The 17836-nt window shown below is 56.4% G+C and carries 16 protein-coding genes; 10 read left to right on the top strand and 6 right to left on the bottom strand.

Translation table 11 applies throughout. The features are described 5' to 3' along the window. Positions 1–1002: a 2Fe-2S iron-sulfur cluster-binding protein gene (locus ABA45_RS02590; protein WP_048384220.1), complete on the top strand. Its 1002-nt coding sequence runs from the start codon at positions 1–3 to the stop codon at positions 1000–1002. Between the two features lie 26 nt (positions 1003–1028). Here ABA45_RS02590 and ABA45_RS02595 read toward each other — a convergent pair whose 3' ends face one another. From ABA45_RS02595 to ABA45_RS02620, 6 genes are all read right to left on the bottom strand, one after another. Continuing rightward, positions 1029–2270 (bottom strand): heme biosynthesis HemY N-terminal domain-containing protein, encoded by a 1242-nt coding sequence (locus tag ABA45_RS02595; protein ID WP_048384221.1) that lies wholly within the window; start codon positions 2268–2270, stop codon positions 1029–1031. Then, on the bottom strand, positions 2267–3430 hold the full coding sequence (locus ABA45_RS02600; RefSeq protein WP_048384222.1) for a uroporphyrinogen-III C-methyltransferase: 1164 nt from the start codon (positions 3428–3430) through the stop codon (positions 2267–2269). Before ABA45_RS02600 ends, ABA45_RS02595 begins: the two co-directional genes overlap by 4 nt. A gap of 13 nt (positions 3431–3443) precedes the next feature. After that, positions 3444–4250, bottom strand: a complete 807-nt coding sequence (locus ABA45_RS02605) for a uroporphyrinogen-III synthase (protein WP_048384223.1) — start codon at positions 4248–4250, stop codon at positions 3444–3446. Continuing rightward, positions 4231–5172 carry a hydroxymethylbilane synthase gene (gene hemC, locus ABA45_RS02610; protein ID WP_048384224.1) on the bottom strand — a complete coding sequence of 314 codons (942 nt, stop codon included), beginning with the start codon at positions 5170–5172 and terminating at the stop codon, positions 4231–4233. Before hemC ends, ABA45_RS02605 begins: the two co-directional genes overlap by 20 nt. A 124-nt stretch (positions 5173–5296) precedes the next feature. Further along, on the bottom strand, positions 5297–6046 hold the full coding sequence (locus ABA45_RS02615; protein ID WP_048384225.1) for a LytR/AlgR family response regulator transcription factor: 750 nt from the start codon (positions 6044–6046) through the stop codon (positions 5297–5299). A 52-nt stretch (positions 6047–6098) separates the two neighbouring features. Next, on the bottom strand, positions 6099–7139 hold the full coding sequence (locus ABA45_RS02620) for a sensor histidine kinase (RefSeq protein ID WP_048384226.1): 1041 nt from the start codon (positions 7137–7139) through the stop codon (positions 6099–6101). 115 nt (positions 7140–7254) lie between these two features. Here ABA45_RS02620 and argH point away from each other — a divergent pair, with 115 nt between their 5' ends. Genes argH through ABA45_RS02665 form a run of 9 tightly spaced genes read left to right on the top strand, consistent with a single transcriptional unit; the run spans position 7255 to position 17822 of the window. Beyond that, positions 7255–8673 carry an argininosuccinate lyase gene (gene argH / locus ABA45_RS02625; RefSeq protein WP_406564642.1) on the top strand — a complete coding sequence of 473 codons (1419 nt, stop codon included), beginning with the start codon at positions 7255–7257 and terminating at the stop codon, positions 8671–8673. Positions 8674–8677: 4 nt separating this feature from the next. Beyond that, positions 8678–8863, top strand: coding sequence for an LPS translocon maturation chaperone LptM (gene lptM, locus ABA45_RS02630; protein WP_048384227.1), 186 nt, complete (start codon positions 8678–8680; stop codon positions 8861–8863). Positions 8864–8876: 13 nt separating this feature from the next. Further along, a complete protein-coding gene (gene lysA, locus ABA45_RS02635; protein ID WP_048384228.1) occupies positions 8877–10127 on the top strand; it encodes a diaminopimelate decarboxylase in 1251 nt (416 codons plus the stop codon). Continuing rightward, positions 10124–11110, top strand: a complete 987-nt coding sequence (gene dapF / locus ABA45_RS02640) for a diaminopimelate epimerase (protein WP_048384229.1) — start codon at positions 10124–10126, stop codon at positions 11108–11110. The genes lysA and dapF overlap by 4 nt, the downstream gene beginning before the upstream one ends. 15 nt (positions 11111–11125) lie before the next feature. Further along, positions 11126–11869: a DUF484 family protein gene (locus ABA45_RS02645; RefSeq protein ID WP_048384230.1), complete on the top strand. Its 744-nt coding sequence runs from the start codon at positions 11126–11128 to the stop codon at positions 11867–11869. A gap of 3 nt (positions 11870–11872) precedes the next feature. Then, complete coding sequence (xerC, locus tag ABA45_RS02650) at positions 11873–12847, top strand: tyrosine recombinase XerC (RefSeq protein WP_048384231.1); 975 nt, start codon at positions 11873–11875, stop codon at positions 12845–12847. A gap of 39 nt (positions 12848–12886) precedes the next feature. After that, on the top strand, positions 12887–14269 hold the full coding sequence (locus ABA45_RS02655; protein WP_048384232.1) for a GGDEF domain-containing protein: 1383 nt from the start codon (positions 12887–12889) through the stop codon (positions 14267–14269). 56 nt (positions 14270–14325) lie between these two features. After that, on the top strand, positions 14326–17175 hold the full coding sequence (locus ABA45_RS02660; RefSeq protein ID WP_053076111.1) for a transporter substrate-binding domain-containing protein: 2850 nt from the start codon (positions 14326–14328) through the stop codon (positions 17173–17175). A gap of 47 nt (positions 17176–17222) precedes the next feature. Next, positions 17223–17822, top strand: coding sequence for a hypothetical protein (locus ABA45_RS02665; protein WP_048384233.1), 600 nt, complete (start codon positions 17223–17225; stop codon positions 17820–17822). The last annotated feature ends 14 nt before the right edge of the window (positions 17823–17836 follow it).

The raw sequence follows: 17836 nt of genomic DNA on the forward strand, positions 1-17836 counted from the left end.
ATGGCGGACAGTTACCGGGTTCGGTTACAGCCTTCTGGGTTGGAGTATTGGGTCAGTGCCGGTGATGATCTGCTGAGCGCCGCATCTGCTGCAGGTATTGCAGTGCCTATGGCGTGCTGCAACGGTGTGTGCGAGATCTGTGAAGCGCGCATGCTGGCCGGCACGGCTGTAAACACGAGAAATCAAAATACACTAGCTGTTGCCAGTCGCCTGATGTTGTGTCGTACTCGGGCCCTGGCTGATGTGGAACTGGAGATAACGTCTGTGATCGCTGCTGGAAAAAATCCGCCGCGGAAAGTCCTTGCTAAAGTGCTGGACGCCCGCCCACTCAATCACGATATTTTTCGGATTGAACTGCAATTACCGCGGCGCCGCGAGCTGTCGTTCCATGCTGGCCAGTATTTGGCAATTCATCTGGATAACGCCGGCCCTGCGTTTTTTTCCATTGCCAGCAGTCCGCAGCAGGCCAATATAGAATTGAACATTCAGGCTTCGCCGGGTTGGGCGTCGGGGCAGATTATTGTAAACGCACTGCAAGTAGGCGCCGAGGTGATGGTGGAATTGCCTCATGGTAAAGCCTGTTTGGCGGTGATACCCAAAAAGCCGCTGCTATTAATCGCAGCAGGCACCGGGTTTGCGCAAATGAAAAGCCTGATAGAGTACTTGCGCAGCACCGATTACAACCAGCCAGTGATATTGTTCTGGGGCGTGCGTCAACGACAGGACTTGTATTTACAAAGCCTGGCCGAGCAATGGGCCAAAGACTGGCCGCTATTCCGCTTTGTGCCGGTTGTGGGTGATAACGAAGACAACGAATGGTCTGGGCGCCATGGCCAACTGGCACATGCTGTGTTGAGCGCAGACATCGATTTGAGCAATGTAGAAGTACACGCCAGTGGCTCACCCACCATGGTGTACACTCTGATGGACGCCTTAAAAGATGCCGGGTTGCCAGCGGACGTGTTTTTTTCAGATGTGTTGGAATACGCGCCGCGGCCATAGTCGCAGTGCGCACTCAGCTTCAGTCGTCAGGCTTTTGGCATAGGCAAGTGGGGCAGGCCGTTATCATTTTCCAGGCTCTGCATCAGCAAATTTATGCTGGCAGTGTCGTGGCCCATGTGAGCGTTCAAACGGCTCAGCTCGGCTAGGGTTTCACGCTTACGCTGCAGTTTCAGGCTGGTTTCAAAGTATTCTCGTGCCTTCCCCCACAGCTCATTGCGCAAGCTTAACCGACCCAACGCCAACATCAGTTCGGCGTTATTGGGTCGGTCCTTTAGCCATTGCTCAGCCAGTAGTAGCTGCTCGTCAGGCGCCTGGCTTTCTACTCGGCCGTAAAGATTAATCAGTTCGTCGCTCCAGTGATTGCGCAGCACTTTGCGCAGCAGTGTTTCGGCCTGCGCTTCATCTCCCAGGCCAGCCAGAAGGCTGGTGTAATTGAAGATTGTGCGTTCGTCACGGCGCATAGAACTGGGTAACTGATCCCACAGATCAGTGAGTGGATCCAGGCTGGCGTTGGGAATGTTGGCTTGCTCCTTACGGCACTTGTTGGCGGCTTGTTCCAACAGATTGTGCCAGGTCTGGCGCTCAAGATTGTCCAATTCAGCTGGAACAAGAATGTTGTACTTGCGCAATTCCGCTAGTAATTTGGAAAGCTCACGCCAGTCTTCCAAGCGCAAATAAGCGGTTTTTAGCAGTTTGAGTACAAACGGATGATGAGGCGACTGCTTGCGCAGGCGCAGCAATGTGGCCAAGGCCTGTTCCACCCGATTGCCCGCCAGCTGCAGCTGGGCCTGGGTAATGCCAACGGCCATATCAGACCCCGGCGTGCTCTCAAACGCTTTGCGCAGCAGTTTGTCTACGGCTTCATTGTCACCGCATTCAAACGAGGCCTGTGCCGCTGCCAGATAATTGATCAGCGGCGTATCAGCATCGCTTGCCGATGAGGCTAGCATCTTTTTTGCTCGCGGCCAGTTGCCTTCGGCTAGCGCTAAAAGCCCTTGAGTGGTGCGGCGGCGCGCACGCCGCTCTTTGCCACGGGCTATCCAACCCGACATCACGCTGGTGCCGTTGCGTAAACGCCGCACCAAGCCAATCAGCATAACTGTCAGTACCACTATTACCACCAGCAGTGCCAGACCGACCCAAAAGTTGGTTTCGACCAGATAATTGCCAAAGCTGACTCTAATGTAGCCCAAATCATATTGCAGGCCGAACGCCAGCCCGGTTCCCAGCAGCAGTGCCAGCACAATAATGGCCAGAAAACCTATCATGTGTTGCCTCCGTCGCCGGCGGCCCCATTGACTGGCGCATCGCCATTTTGGTCATCGCTGTTTGCAGGGGCATCCTGATCGCCGTTATTGTTAACGCCGCGGCCGGAAACACGTTGTTTTAGCAGTCCCAAAGAGCGGCTGATATCGGGTAGTTCAGGGTCTACATTATGGCTGGCGAGCTCGCCCAAAGTGTCTGCCATAGCGCCAACACGGGCGTTATCGGCGTTGTACCACTCCTGCACAGTGGTGCGGGCTTTTTCCAGGGATTTCTGGTATAACGCTTGGTTGCCGCGCAGCACCGCCAGTTCGGCTTCTTCCAGCATCAGCTGCAGATTCAGACGAGCGTAGGCGGATTGATCCGGCGACAATAACGGTTTTACCTGTTCGTCGAGCCGTCTTACAACAACAACCTGTTTGAGCGTGCGCGTAAATGACTGCCAGGCGCGAACCGCCATGCTGGGCTCGCCCGCGTCGACGTCGGGGGCATCGGCCGAAAGGATGAAGCCAGGTGCGTTTTCATGAATCAACGCCTGGTTGGTAAGCTGATGAATACTGTCTATAACAGCTTCCAATTGTAGGTACAGGCCGGTTCTATCCACCGCGACGATGCTCTTTAATGCCAGCATTTCCCGAGCTAATTGTTGGCGCACCGGATACACGCCGATATCATCCGACTCGGCCAATACGTCATCTGCAGCCTGCAGCGCAGAAGCCGCCCCTTTTATGTCTTTCTCGATCAGCAAGCGTTGGTTGGCTACCCGCAACAGATACTCGGCTTCGGCCAACAACCAGTCAGTGCGGGTTCGATTGCCGGCTTCCAGCAGGGTGGTGGCGTTGTGGTCTATCTGCCGCTGCTGGGTGGCAATCAGTTCTCGCTGTGCCGCCATCGCGTCGGTCAGCGACTGTAGGCGCTGAGCCTGCTGACTGCCACGTTCACCGTAGCGTGAATCAAGCTGGGCGGTTTCTTGTTGCAGGTCTTTAAGGACTCGCTGACTGGCCTGATTGTTATTCCACTGCTGCCAGTTCCAAAGCACCAGTAACAGCACCAGAACCAAAGCTATCATGCTGATCAGCCACAGAGGCCAGGTGTGCGGGCGCTCCGGCTGCTGTTGCTGGGCTATGGGGGCAGGGAGTTGTTTCTGTGTGTTGGTCACGGGCATCCTTACTTCGCTTTTACAGGGCCACCGTCTGGCCAGTGAGTCGTTCTGTCACACTGGCCACTATGTTGTTGTCTGTCAGGCCTGCTGGAACATGTGGGTGAATGAAGCCGGCTGCCTGAGCCTGCTCGGCCACCCGCTCCACGGGCACAATCAATAGTTTTCGGTACAGATTATGGTCGTTCTTTGCACACAGCGCGACGAGATTTCTCAGGGTTCCACCGGACAAGGTAATCACAGCGTCCGGGTTAAAGCCATCTAAAGCATGCGCCAGTTGTGCCGCGGAATACTGTGGACAAAAGCGTTGGTACAAGGGTAGCACAGTTATTTGAGCGCCCCGCTGGCGCAGCGTGTTCCGCAATAAGTCGCGACCTTCGCCGCCGCGAGCCAGCAGAACTCGCTGGTTTTTCAGGTTTTGTAGTGGCGGCAATGCCAGCAACGCTTCGCTGGTCCAGCCTTGAGCGGGCCTGCGAGCGGTAATTCCGCAGCGTGACAGTTCCGCTGCTGTGCCGGCGCCCACGCCATACCAGTTAATGCCTACGGGCAGTTGCGGCCACCAGGCATCAACCTGTTCCAGCAGTTGGCGCGCAGCGTAAGGGCTCACCGCCACAATATGCTGAAACAGGTCCAGGTTTTGAATGTGGGCCTGGTGTTCTGCGCTCAGTGCCAGCGGCGCGCGGTCAATCAGCGGTAAGCACTCAGCCTGTGCCCCGGCTGCCTGAAAGGCGATCGCCAGGCGATCAGCCTCTGGCTGCGGGCGGCAGATAAGAATGCGCCGCCCGGCAAGGGGCAGTAGCGCAGACTCAGGTCGGCGTGTAGCCATAGACTTCAGCCAGTACTTTGTCAGCGCCTTGTGCTAGCAAGTCCTCGGCTAATTCGCGGCCCAAGCGTTCCCCCTCGCTGCGGTGTACGCGGCCTTCGGCGCGGAAAATAAGGCTGCCGTCCACCGCGCCAACCAGGCCGCGTAACCACAACATGTCGTTGTCTTCCAGCAGCGCATAGGCCGCAATGGGTACCTGGCAGCCACCGTTAAGGCGAGTATTCAGTGCGCGCTCAGCTTTGACCCTATCTGCACTGTCGGTGTGATTCAACGGCTCCAGCATGGTCCGCAGTTCCTGATCGTCAAGCCGGCATTCTATGCCTAAAGCTCCTTGGCCCACAGCTGGCAGGCTTAGCGTGTCTGGCATGCAGCTGCGAATGCGGGCTTCGAAACCCAGTCGCTTCAGACCCGAGCTGGCCAATATGATGGCGTCGTAATTGCCGGCGTCGAGCTTTGCCAGGCGGGTGTTTACATTGCCCCGTAGCATACGAATTTGCAGGTCCGGCCGGTTTGCCCGCAATTGAGATTCGCGGCGTAGACTGGATGTGCCCACTACCGCGTTCTGCGGCAGGTCATCCAGGCTGCTGAAATGGTTGCTGACAAAGGCGTCAGTGGGGTCGTCACGCTCGCAGATGGCCACCAGCCCCAATCCTTCGGGGAAGGCCATGGGTACATCTTTCATGGAATGCACGGCCAGGTCGGCGCGGCCGTCGAGCATGGCTTCTTCCAGCTCTTTGACGAACAGGCCTTTGCCGCCCACTTTGGCCAGTGGCACGTCCAGAATCTTGTCACCCAAGGTTTTAATCTTGACCAGTTCCACTGTGACATTGCTGTGCAATCGTTCCAGCTCGGCTTTGATAAATTCGGCCTGCCACAACGCCAGTGCGCTGCTGCGGGTTGCAATGCGAAGATTTCTTGCGGACATGGCGCTCACTGTCGGTTCGTTAAAAGTGTATTAAGGGTACCTTGTCTCCCAAAAAAAGTCTCGCCAGGGTCGGTCAGGTTGCTTGCTGGCTTAGGCTGCTCGTTAATGCAGATCAGGGTTTTCACTAGTGTTTTCCAGGTCGATAGTCCTGCAGCCATTGGCGTAGTTCGCTAGCGTGGCGGCGGCTAACCGGCAGTTCGCCAAGGCCATCACGCAGAACCAGAGTCGCCTGGCCACTGATGTTGCGGTGCAGCGCCTGAATAAATCGTGTGCCTACCAAGGTATTACGGTGCACCCTCAAAAGGTGGTCACCGTAATGTTGCTCAAGCTCTTTAAGGGTGTAGTCGGACAATACGTTACCCTGTAAGTGGTGAAGGGTGACGTATTTTTGGTCAGCCTGGCAGTAAATTAAGGAAACCAAGTCGATCAGTTCGGTGCCGCGATACGTGCGCACCGCCAGTTCGGCAGCGGCGGGGGCAGTGCCGGCTAGTGGCTGCTGTTGCAGGCGGTTGGTTTTTGCAGCCTGTTGCAGCGCCTTGGTCAGGGCGTCTTTGCGTATCGGCTTCATCAGGTAAGCAGAAGCGTTTACCTCAAACGCCTGCAGCGCATAATGGTCGTAGGCAGTGCAGAAAATGACCGCGGGCGGGCGCTCAAGCTGGCTCAGGTGGGCGGCCACGTCCATACCGTCGGCGCCGGGCATGCGAATGTCCAGCAATACAATGTCTGGCTCCAGTTCTGCAACGGCTTGCAGTGTTCTGTCGCCGTCGGCCGCTTCACCGCAAACGCTGTACTCGGGAAGTCCTTCGACCAGCCTCCGCAGGCGATCGCGGGCCAGGGGTTCGTCGTCGGCAATCAGAATTCTCTGGCTGGTCATGGGTTTTTTGTGGCGCTTCTTTTCATAATGTCTCTCGCTTCGCTTTTGTTAATCATGTGTGTCGTTGCGCTCCCTGGCGGTCTACTTGCTGCGCGGGCAGGCGAAGGGTCACGGTGTAAATGTCGCCCTGATGGCTGTGTTTGAGCACCGCGCGGTCGCCGAATAACGCCTGGATACGGGCCTGAATATTGTCCAGCGCCATGCGGTTGCCGTCGTGGCCGCTTTGGCCGGGCTCGGGTTTCGGATTCTGCACGAGCAAGTATACAAAATCGCCGCTGGCCTGCGCTTCTACCCTCACAATACCGCCTTGGGCTCGGGGTTGAATGCCGTGGTAAATGGCGTTCTCAACCAGCGGTTGCAAGGTTAGGGGCGGAATAGCCTGGTTTTGTAAGCCGTCAGCGATATGCCACTGCAGTTGAAGGCGATCCCCCATGCGCAGGGCCTCGATGTCCAAATAGCGTTGGCACAGTTCCAGTTCTCGGTGCAGGGGAATCAGCTGTTCACTGGTGCGCAGACTGGCGCGGAAAAGCTCTGACAGGTCCAGCACCGCGTCTTCCGCCCGCTGGGGGTCGCTGGCGATAAGGCTGGCGATGGTATTCATACTGTTGAATAAAAAGTGGGGCTGAATTCGGCTCTGCAGCGAGCTTAAATGTGCTTGCAGTTCGGCTTCCTGTTGCTGTTGCCATTGGTGCTGAAGATAAAAGTAGCGAAGTACTATTAAAGTGGTCAGCATCGCCAACAGCATTTTTTTGGCAATGCTATGCCATTGAGGCGCGCCGGGCCCCGGATTTAGCACTCGGTCGGCAAATAGGCTAAAAGCGAAGACATCCGCCAGCACCAGAACAACAATGACAAACGTTGCGCTGGCCACAGGCAGTTGCGCCAGGCGCGGGCGCAGCGGGCAGATCATGGCGACACTGGTGAGCAAGGTCCACTGCACGAACAACGACAGCAAACCAAAATACTCCCAGTCAATCCAGTCGTGCTGCGCCTGCACCATCGCCAGCGCCAGCACCACCAGTTCGCTGGTAACGAGTAACATGAACAAGGCCCGCACCCGGCACAGGTCTGGCACAAAAAATCGCGAATCCATGGCGGTCTCGCTGTTACTGAGTGTCTGCTTTAAGCGGGTCAGAATGTTATACTCCCGTTACTGATTATTGACCCATTTTGGCCCTGTGACCTCGGGCTACCAGTAGGAACTATAGATGATGACGGATAACAAATCGCCGGAGCAGGCCTCAAACTCGGAAAAACCTTGGGGTGGGCGCTTCACCGAGCCTACCGACGCCTTTGTCGAGCGCTTTACTGCCTCTGTTGGTTTTGATCAGCGCCTTTATCATCACGACATCACCGGCTCCATTGCCCATGCCACGATGTTGGCAGCAGTGGGCGTTCTGACCAACGAAGAGCGCGACACCATTCTGGAAGGGCTGAAGGCGGTGAAAGCAGACATCGAAGCGGGGACGTTTCAGTGGTCGGTCAGTCTGGAAGACGTGCACATGAACATCGAAGCGCGTCTGACCGATCGCATCGGCGTTACCGGTAAAAAGTTACACACCGGCCGTAGCCGTAACGACCAAGTGGCCACCGATATCCGGCTTTATTTGCGTGACGAGATTGACGTGATTGCCGAGGAACTCAAACGATTGCAGGCCGGGTTGCTGAACTTGGCTGAACGCGAAGCCGACACCATCATGCCGGGCTTTACCCACCTGCAAACTGCGCAGCCGGTGACTTTTGGCCATCATTTGTTGGCCTGGTACGAAATGTTGGTGCGCGACGGCGAACGCCTGCAGGATTGTCGTAAGCGGGTGAACGTCATGCCCCTGGGCGCTGCGGCGCTGGCCGGCACCACGTATCCTATTGACCGGGCGATGACCGCCAAACTGCTAGGTTTTGACCGTGCCTCGGAAAACTCGCTGGATTCGGTCAGCGACCGTGATTTTGCCATTGAATTCTGCAGCTTTGCCGCGCTGCTGATGACCCACCTGTCGCGTTTTAGTGAGGAGCTGGTGCTGTGGACTTGCGCGCAGTTCGATTTCATTGATTTGCCAGACCGTTTCTGTACTGGCTCGTCTATTATGCCGCAGAAGAAAAATCCGGACGTGCCAGAACTGGTTCGGGGCAAGACAGGTCGGGTGAATGGCCACCTGATCAGTCTGCTCACGTTAATGAAAGGCCAGCCGCTGGCCTATAACAAAGACAATCAGGAAGACAAAGAGCCGCTGTTTGACACCGTAGATACCGTAAAAGGTTGCCTGAGAGCCTACGCAGACATGGTGCCGGCGATTACCGCCAAAGCTGATAATATGCGGGTAGCAGCCAAGCGGGGCTTCTCCACAGCGACGGATCTGGCCGATTATCTGGTCAAGAAAGGCATGCCGTTCCGCGATGCCCACGAAGTGGTGGGCAGGTCCGTGGCCTTTGGCGTAGAGCAGAAACGCGATTTGTCAGATATGACACTGGCGGAGCTACAGTCTTTTTCGGGTATTATCAGTGAAGACGTATTTGACGTGCTGACTCTTGAGGGCTCGGTGCAGGCTCGTGACCACCTTGGCGGTACCGCGCCGACGCAAGTTAGGGCAGCCGTTAAGCGTGCCCGTAACGCACTTAAACAGGGTTGAGGTAATGGGTCTGAAATTCCCCGCGGTTGTTAAAGTCGCAGCGCTGTTAAGCCTTTTGTTGGTGGTTGGGCTTTCAGGCTGCGGTCAGAAAGGCGATCTCTACCGCGAAGCGCCTGGCAAGGAACTCTTAGCAAAAAGCGCGGAGCCGACGCCCGTGCCCATATCAGAAACGTCGGGTCAGGCCCGTTAATTCAGGAATTTTTATGGATTATTTCATTTACAAGAACGATGAGCTCTGGGTCGAAGATGTGCCGCTGGCGCGCATTGCAAAGCAGCATGGCACGCCGGCTTATGTCTATTCCCGAGCGACCCTCGAACGCCATTACCGCGCTTACGACAACGCTCTGCAGAACCACCCGCACTTGGTGTGCTATGCGGTAAAAGCCAATAGCAATCTGGCGGTATTGGACGTGCTGGCCCGCCTGGGTGCGGGTTTTGATATCGTATCTGCCGGTGAGCTGGAACGGGTGATTCGAGCCGGTGGTAACCCGGCCAAAGTGGTTTTTTCCGGCGTTGGCAAGCAGCCCTGGGAAATGCGGCGCGCGCTGGAAGTGGGTGTGCGTTGTTTTAACGTAGAGTCTGATATCGAGTTGGACCGCTTGAACGCCATTGCCGGTGAGCTGGGCGTGAAAGCGCCGGTGTCGCTGCGGGTAAACCCCGACGTAGACGCGGGCACTCATCCTTATATTTCTACCGGTCTGAAAGAAAACAAATTCGGTATCGATATTGAAGTCGCGCCGGCGGTATATGCCCGCGCTGCTAGCCTGCCTAACCTCGACGTGCGTGGTGTGGATTGCCACATTGGCTCACAGCTGACCACGTTGGCGCCATTTCTGGACGCTCTGGACCGGGTTCTGGCACTGGTAGACAACCTGGCAGAGCAGGGGGTCGAGATAAAGCACCTGGATTTGGGCGGTGGCTTGGGCGTTACCTATAACGATGAAACACCGCCCCAGCCCGGGGAGTATGTGGAAGCGATTCTTGCGCGCCTGGGCGACCGCAAATTGGAGCTGATTCTGGAGCCCGGGCGTTCGATCGCCGCCAACGCCGGCGTGCTGCTGACCCGTGTCGAATTTCTGAAGTGTACAGAACACCGTAACTTCGCGATTATTGACGCCGCCATGAACGACCTGATTCGCCCTGCGCTCTATGGCGCATGGCAGGCCATTGTGCCGGTGGCTCCACATAATAAGGGCGACGAAAAAGCTTGGGATCTGGTGGGGCCTGTGTGCGAAACCGGTGATTTTCTGGGTAAAGATCGCCAGCTTAGCTTGAGCGCCGGTGACCTGCTTGCGGTACGTTCAGCCGGGGCGTATGGCTTTGTGATGAGTTCCAACTACAACACCCGTAATCGCCCGCCTGAATTGATGGTCGATGGCGATCAGGTGCACGTGGTTCGCCGCCGCGAAACCCTGGAAGAACAATTGGCTCCCGAGAGTAGCCTGCCGTTATGAGCGGTGACGGTGAGCTCCTGGCCAACGTCGACGGCCCTGCCTCTCGGCGCGGCGCTGGCGGCGCCTTTGTCGGTAGCCCGAGCGCCGCTCTTGGTGGCGTTCTGCGTTTTACGAAAATGCACGGCTTGGGTAATGATTTTATGGTGGTTGACGCCATCAGCCAGACGTTTCGCCTGCGCCCGGAAATGATTCGCGAGCTGGCCGATCGCCATTTTGGCATCGGTTTTGATCAGCTGCTGGTGGTGGAGCCACCAGGGCTACCGGATGTGGATTTCCGCTATCGGATTTTCAACGCTGACGGCTCGGAAGTGGAGCAATGTGGTAATGGAGCCCGTTGTTTTGCCCGTTTTGTACGCGATCAGCGCCTGACCAACAAAAAAGTGATGCGGGTGCAAACAGCAGGCGGCATTATTGAATTGCGGATGGGGAAGGACGGATTGGTGAAAGTAAATATGGGCGTGCCACGCCTTGAACCCGCCACCGTACCGTTCAGCGCCGACGAATTTGCACCGGTTTACAACGTAGACGTAAATGGCCAGAACATAGAGTTGTCGGCGGTGTCTATGGGCAACCCCCACGGCGTCCTGCTGACTGCCGACATCGACAACGCTCCGGTGGCAACGCTGGGGCCGCTGTTAGAGAAGCATTGGCGCTTTCCTGCCAAAGCGAATATTGGGTTTATGCAAATTGTAGATCGCGGCCATATTCGCTTGCGCGTGTTTGAACGCGGTTGTGGTGAAACTCTGGCTTGCGGCACTGGCGCTTGCGCTGCGGTTGTTGCAGGATGTTTGAGGGGTTTGCTCGATCCGCGGGTAGAAGTAGAACTTATAGGAGGCCGTCTGATTATCGAATGGCAGGGGCAGGGAGCCGCTGTTATGATGGATGGACCCGTTGCTAATGTTTTTGAGGGCCAGCTGCGACTGCCAGCAGAGCCCGGCATTCGCCGCCGTAAACCCGCCAGAACCGGCAGGCAACGATCCTGACACCAGGAGCACACGATGACAGATTCAGCGGCCCGCCAAGAGGCCGGCGTTCCAAATGCAGAGCAAGTCGCGCAATACCTGCGTGATAACCCTGATTTTTTTGTTGGGCAGAGCGACCTGCTGCGCGACTTAACGTTACCTCACGATAGCGGGCGGGCCATTTCGTTGGTTGAGCGCCAGGTTCATCTCTTTCGCGAGCAGAGAGACACCCTGCGTCATGAGCTGACTGAGTTGGTGGACATCGCGCGCCAGAACGACCAGCTGTTCCAAAAAAGTAAGCGCTTGCTGATGCAGATTATCGAAGCCAAAAATCTGAACGACATGGCGGCGGTGATTGATGACAGTATTTGCGGTGACTTTGGTCTGGACGCGGCCAGTGTGATTTTATTTACCGATGGCCCTCTACCGCAGGCGGCTCAAGGCTCTCTGCATGTGGTGTCGCCGGCGGTAGCGCACAAACGGTTGGGTAATCTGCTGGACGGCGGCCGCGCAGTGTGCGGACAGTTCCGCGAAAGCGAACGCGCTTTTTTGTTCCCTGATCGCGACGAGCCTGTTACTTCAGTGGCTTTGGTGCCGCTGCGAAATCACGAACTTGTCGGTGTGTTTGCCATTGGCAGCTGCATACCGGGCTATTTTGACCAGAGCATGGGTTCGCTATTTTTAAGTTATATTAGTGACACTTTAAGCCGGTTACTACCGCCCATGGTGCAGCGCCACTTGGTAGCATTGCCGCTAACCGACATCGCCGAGTCTCGTTAACCGATGCACTCGGCCGGTGACAAGCCGCGACACACTGGCCTGTTTCAGGGTGTTGACGGCTTCATTCGCCACCTAGCCTCTGAAAAACGCCTGTCACCGCTCACTTGCGAGCATTATCAGCGAGATTTGCTGCGCCTACAGCGTTGGCTTCGGGAGTGCTATCAACAGCACCCGATTGATCAATTTCAAGAGCCCTCGGAAGCCCGCTGGCAAAATCTTAGCAGTCACGACATCCGCCGATACGTTGCTCACTTAAGCCGTATGGGTTTGAACGGCCGCAGCATTGCCCGCCACCTTTCAGCGATACGCCGTTTTTACCATTACTTGTTGCGTGAAGGTTTGGCAGAAAATAGCCCGGCGGAGGGTATTCGCGCACCAAAAAGCGGGCGGAGGTTGCCTGTCGTTGCCGATGTAGACCAACTGACGCACCTGTTGGATGCCCAGGCGGACGATCCGTTGGAATTGAGAGATGTATGCATTTTTGAATTACTGTATTCTGCAGGTTTAAGGCTGGCAGAAGTCGCTGCTTTGGATTTGGGCACTGTAGACTTGGCAGCCGCTCAGGTAAAAGTGACTGGCAAGGCCAATAAACAGCGCGTTTTGCCCGTTGGGCGACCTGCCCTGGCGGCGCTTCAGGCTTGGTTAGCGGTGCGGCCGGAGCTCGCCGGTGCAGGGCAACAGGCATTATTCGTCAGCCGCCGCGGCGACCGCCTTAGTCATCGAAGTATTCAAGTGCGGCTGGCGCGTTGGGGCTTGGTAAAGGGCGCCGATCAGAAACTGCACCCGCACATGCTGCGGCACTCATTTGCCAGCCACTTATTGGAATCCAGTGGCGATCTGCGGGCGGTTCAGGAGTTGCTGGGCCATGCGGACATTGCGACCACTCAGGTCTATACTCATTTGAACTTTCAACACCTTGCCAGGGTGTATGACCAGAGTCATCCAAGAGCAAAACGGCGACGAATCAATCATGAATAAGCCGATTAGCACACGGCCGTGTGGCGCGCAGGAGGTCCCATGAGCCCAGAGTTGTCTTGGAAAGACCAATATTTACGGGAGTTGGATGCTGCCGAACACCGTGAGCAACAATGGCAACAGCACCGCACGTTGCTTGAGCGAATGTTGGTGCGGACTAGCTTGGGTCTGAAGGGACAGTCTGGCGAGCTTGACCAACTATTAGATAATGTTCGTGACCAAGTGCGTAGCCCCTCTATTGACGTTGAGCACTGGGAGTTGTTGCAAACAAAGATTGATTGCCAGATGGTGCTTCTTGAACAAGCGGAAGTTGCTTCACAAGGGTCTGGTGCAAGCCCTGCTGCAGGTTCTATGGACCTGGGCCGGGACGGCGACCGCCTGCGTATTGCCCGCCGTGTTGGCCAGTTAGTGGAACAAATCGTCAGCGAGATACCGATAAGTGCAGACGCGGAAAAAAAGGCCCGCGCTCTGCAGCAGATTCTGCTTTATAGCGAAGACTGGAGCGTGTTGCGCAAATGTCTGCGCGATGTGGCTGAATTGGTGATGATGGCGATTAAGCAATGCCGCGCCCAGTTTGACGAATTTATTCAACAGCTTGACGATCGCCTGGCCGTGCTGCGCCAGAGCTTTGTAGCGCATACGTCCGCGCAAAGCGGCCGGCTGAGTGCTTCAGAGGCGTTGGGCCAAGATTTGCAGGGCGGGCTAACGCGCCTGAGCCAGCACATTCAAAGCAGTAACAACCTCTATCAGCTGAAACATTCTGTGACGGGTCACCTGGACGACATAGCCCAGTCAGTCGTCCAGTTTCGCAAACGCGAAAGTGACCGTGAAAAAGCCCTGGCGACTCAGTTGGAAACCCTGCAGCAGAAAATCGTCACCATGGAAACCGAGTCTGAGCTGATGCGCGAACAGGTTCTTAAAGAGCGCCGGCGCGCCAATACCGATATGCTCACCCAGCTACCCAACCGGGACTCTTGGAACGAACGCCTGCAACTCGAGGTCGAGCGGTGGCAGCGCTATAAAGGTGAAATGACAATTGCCATTGTTGATGTCGACTTTTTCAAGCGCATTAACGATTCTTACGGCCATAAAGCGGGCGATAGAGTGTTGCAACTGCTGGCTCGGGAGTTGAAAAAAGGACTCCGTTCGACAGATTTTATCGCCCGTATTGGGGGTGAGGAATTTGTGGTTTTACTCCCGGAAACGACCGGCACCCAGGCGAAACAAGTAATAGACGGTTTACGCTCTAGTGTCGAAAAGATGCCTTTTCACTGTAGCAATCAGCCGGTTACTATTACCTTTTCGGCAGGAATTGCGAGCATCAGAAGTGGCGATGACGAAGACACCCTGTTCGAACGCGCCGACCGCACGCTGTATATAGCCAAGAATGCCGGTCGCAACCAAGTCAAGATCAGCACGGACTAAATGGGCCAAGTCCGCCGTTATCGCGTTCAGCTCAATCAAACTTTTGAGGAACCTCAGTGAAGGCTGCGCACGTTCTAATTTTGTGTTGGCTGTTAAGCGGGCTTTCTACTCCGCTGCGCGCCGAACCAGCGAACATGCTGGGAGCTCCGGTTGCAGCCGGCGCTCCGTCTGCCAGCGCCAGCCCGTTTAACGAACCTGAGCTTGCCACTAAGCCGCCCCTCGGCTTAGCGCAGGATAGCGCCGACCGGCTTTGGTTGGCCGAGCACGAGCGGGTTACCGTGTCGGTTAAGGCGGAGCAGGTGCCGCTGGTGTTTAATACCGGGAGCGGTTCCCTAGCGGGCATTTATATCGATTACCTGGCCAAGCTGTCAATAAAACTGGGTGTGCCGGTAGAGCCGCGGCCGCCAGGCAGTGACGTGGATGCCGCACTGGTGACCCGTTTCAGCGATGCGCCGCCAGCCACCGATTTCGTCCATACCCAGCCTTTGATGTCGTTAACCTACGGCTTGTTCGCCCGCGCCGGTGACGGCATTATTCGCAGCCTGGCAGACTTGGAAAACAGCCGAGTGGCGGTGATTAGCAACGATGTGAATCAATACCCGCTGCTAGACCCCGTGGAGAACTTTGAGCCAGTTATGGTGGCCGACGTTGCCGAGGCGGTGAATGTGGTGCTGTCAGGGCAGGCGGTTGGGTTTTTGGGGCCGGTGCCGGTGGTATCGGATTATCTGCAATCGGCGCGGGTGAATGGCATTAGCCTAGCTGTCCTGCCAGACCAGAAGACCATTGATGTTGTGCTGCGGTTACCCGCGAGCGAAGCTGAATCACCCCTGTTGCGACTGCTCAACGATGCCATAGCCCGCATTGACCTCAACGAGCATCGCCAAGTGCTGGAAGCCTGGCTGACCACCGAAGTGCCGCCCCAGGAAAAGCCCGGCAATGACCTGTCAGCGCGGGATTTGGCTTGGCTCAAGGGCAACGCCAATTTGGTTGTAGCGTATCGCACAGACTGGCCGCCATTCGAGTTTCAGCAGGATGGAAAGCCCGCTGGCCTGGTGCCGGATTTGATGTCGCGGCTGGAAACCAAGCTGGGCGTGCGCTTTCAGAATACCGCGCCGATTGGCCGGTTGCAGGCTGAAGAACAGCTCAAAACCGGCGAGGTGGATATTTTACCGGGCATCTCACGCACCCCCCGCACAGAACAGGATTTTCTGTTTACCCGGCCCTACCTGACTGTACCTATTGCTCTGGCGATCCGCGACGACGGCCGTTTTATCGGCGATTTGCGTGAACTACGCCAGGAAAAAGTGGGGGTGGTGAATCGCCATGCCGCTCACGATTATCTGTTGATCAATCATCCGAATCTGAATATCTATCCGGTGACCAGCGTGGAAGAGGGCTTGCTGGCACTGTCGAACGGCGATCTGGACGTGATGGTAACGCACATTCCGGCGGTCAGTTACACCGTGACCCGTCTAGGATTAACCAACCTTCGCATTACCAGCGTGACGCCCTATGAGTACGAATTGCGGTTGGCGGTGCGCAAAGACCATCCGGATTTGCAGCGCATTCTCAACAAGGCGTTGAGCAGCATGGAAAGCGTGGAAACCGAATCCATTTATAACCGCTGGATTCATCTCGATATCGAACAGGCGACTGATTACACCGTGGTGCGCCGGGTGGTTCTGCTGGCGGTGGTGGTGGTGCTGATATTCTTGTACTGGAATCGTAAACTGTCGCGGGAAGTGGACGAGCGAATCCGCTCGGAAAACGCACTGCGGCGCAGTGAAGATGAACTGCGGGCGGCTAAGCTCGAAGCTGAGCGGTTGGCGCGGGAAGCGGAAGCCGCTAGTCTGACAAAAAGTGAATTTCTGGCCAACATGTCCCATGAGATTCGCACCCCGATGAACGCGGTGATCGGCTACAGCGATTTGTTGAGCAATACGGTAACAGACCCACAGCAGCGCAATTATTTGGACGCCATTCGCGCCGGTAGCCGTGCATTGTTGATGCTGATTAACGACATTCTGGACTTGTCTCGAATTGAAGCGGGCAAAATGCGGCTGGATTATGCGCCGGTGTCTATGCGCAGAATGCTCGGCGATGTGTTGCACATTTTCGACCTGCGTGCCCGCGACCAAGGCGTTACCCTAGAGGTCAGCGTGGGTAAAAAGATGCCGGCAGCGCTGATGTTGGACGAAACACGCCTGCGCCAAGTGCTCTTCAACCTGGCGGGTAACGCTATAAAATTTACCCACGAGGGCGGGGTGACGGTACGCGCTAAGGCTAGCCCCTTGCCAAAGCAGAGCTATCCGCCGGGCACCAAACCCGGAGAACCCGAGCACCCGCGTTACCGGCTGGAAATTACCGTCACCGACACCGGAATCGGCATTGCGACTGACCAGCAAGAGCGAATTTTCGATGCTTTTGAGCAGCAGGAAGGCCAGAACTCGCGGCGCTACGGCGGCACTGGCCTTGGGCTGGCCATCAGCCGTAAACTGGCGCTAATGATGGGCGGAGAATTGACCCTGAAAAGCACCCTTGACGAAGGTTCAGTGTTCAAGCTGATTCTTCCGGATGTGGCCTCAACCGGCGAAGAAGTCGAGGAAGAAGGCAAACCGGAAGAAGGTGAGCGCCTGCTTGCGCAGACTTTGAGTATGCACGAGCGGGGTTGGTTGCGGCAGCAGTTGGCGGAAGATTTCGGTGACGAGTGGGAAAGCGTGCGCAAAAGCGGTGATCCGGAGAAAATGCGCGATTTTGCCGAACGCCTGGTGGCCTGGGGCCAACGTTACCGTTCGCACTCGGTATCCAGCTATAGCGAAAAGCTGCTGGCAGACGTGTCGGCGTTCAACCTTGACGCGGTGAATAGTTCATTAGAGTCGTTCCCGCGCTTGCTGGGTCAGGGCTAAGGACAGGGTAATTCGTCATTCTGATTCGATTGCAGAGGTAACAGTATATGTTCCAGCTCATATTCAAAGGCGAGTGTGTTGCAGGCACTGACCCTGCGGCAGCTCGCAGTAATGCGCAGCAATTATTCAAAGCCAATGATGCCCAGCTTGACCGCATGTTCAGCGGCAAGCCAGTGGTTATTCGCAACCAACTCGACCAAGCCGAGGCTGAAAAATACCGCGCCTTACTGCAAAAGCATGGGATGCGGTCTTACGTTCAGGCGATGGCGCCCGTGCAAGCCGGTGCGCAGGCGCAAACGGCGCGTTCAAACTCTGCACCTCAGTCAGCCGCTGCTTCTAAGCCACCGCCACGCAAAGCCAGTAGCCCCTTCGCGGTAAATCAGGCGAGCGGCAGTGGCCTGCCCATCGCTGGCGAGCGCACCGATGCGGTGCTGGCAGGGTCTGCGTTGACTCTGGATCCACCGGGCGTAAGCCTAGCTGAGTCCGTACCGGTAGAGGTCCCGAGTTTTGATCATCTTGATGCGTGGAGCCTGGCACCGGCTGGCAGCGATATTGGCAGCAAAGAAGAGTTGCCGCCGCCCATCGTGCCAGACACGTCGCACCTGGCTGTAGATCCGTTGCCGTCCGATGAAAAAAACCCGCGCTGAAACTGCTATTGGTC

Origin of the sequence: Marinobacter psychrophilus (assembly GCF_001043175.1) — a bacterium.
Taxonomy (GTDB): domain Bacteria; phylum Pseudomonadota; class Gammaproteobacteria; order Pseudomonadales; family Oleiphilaceae; genus Marinobacter; species Marinobacter psychrophilus.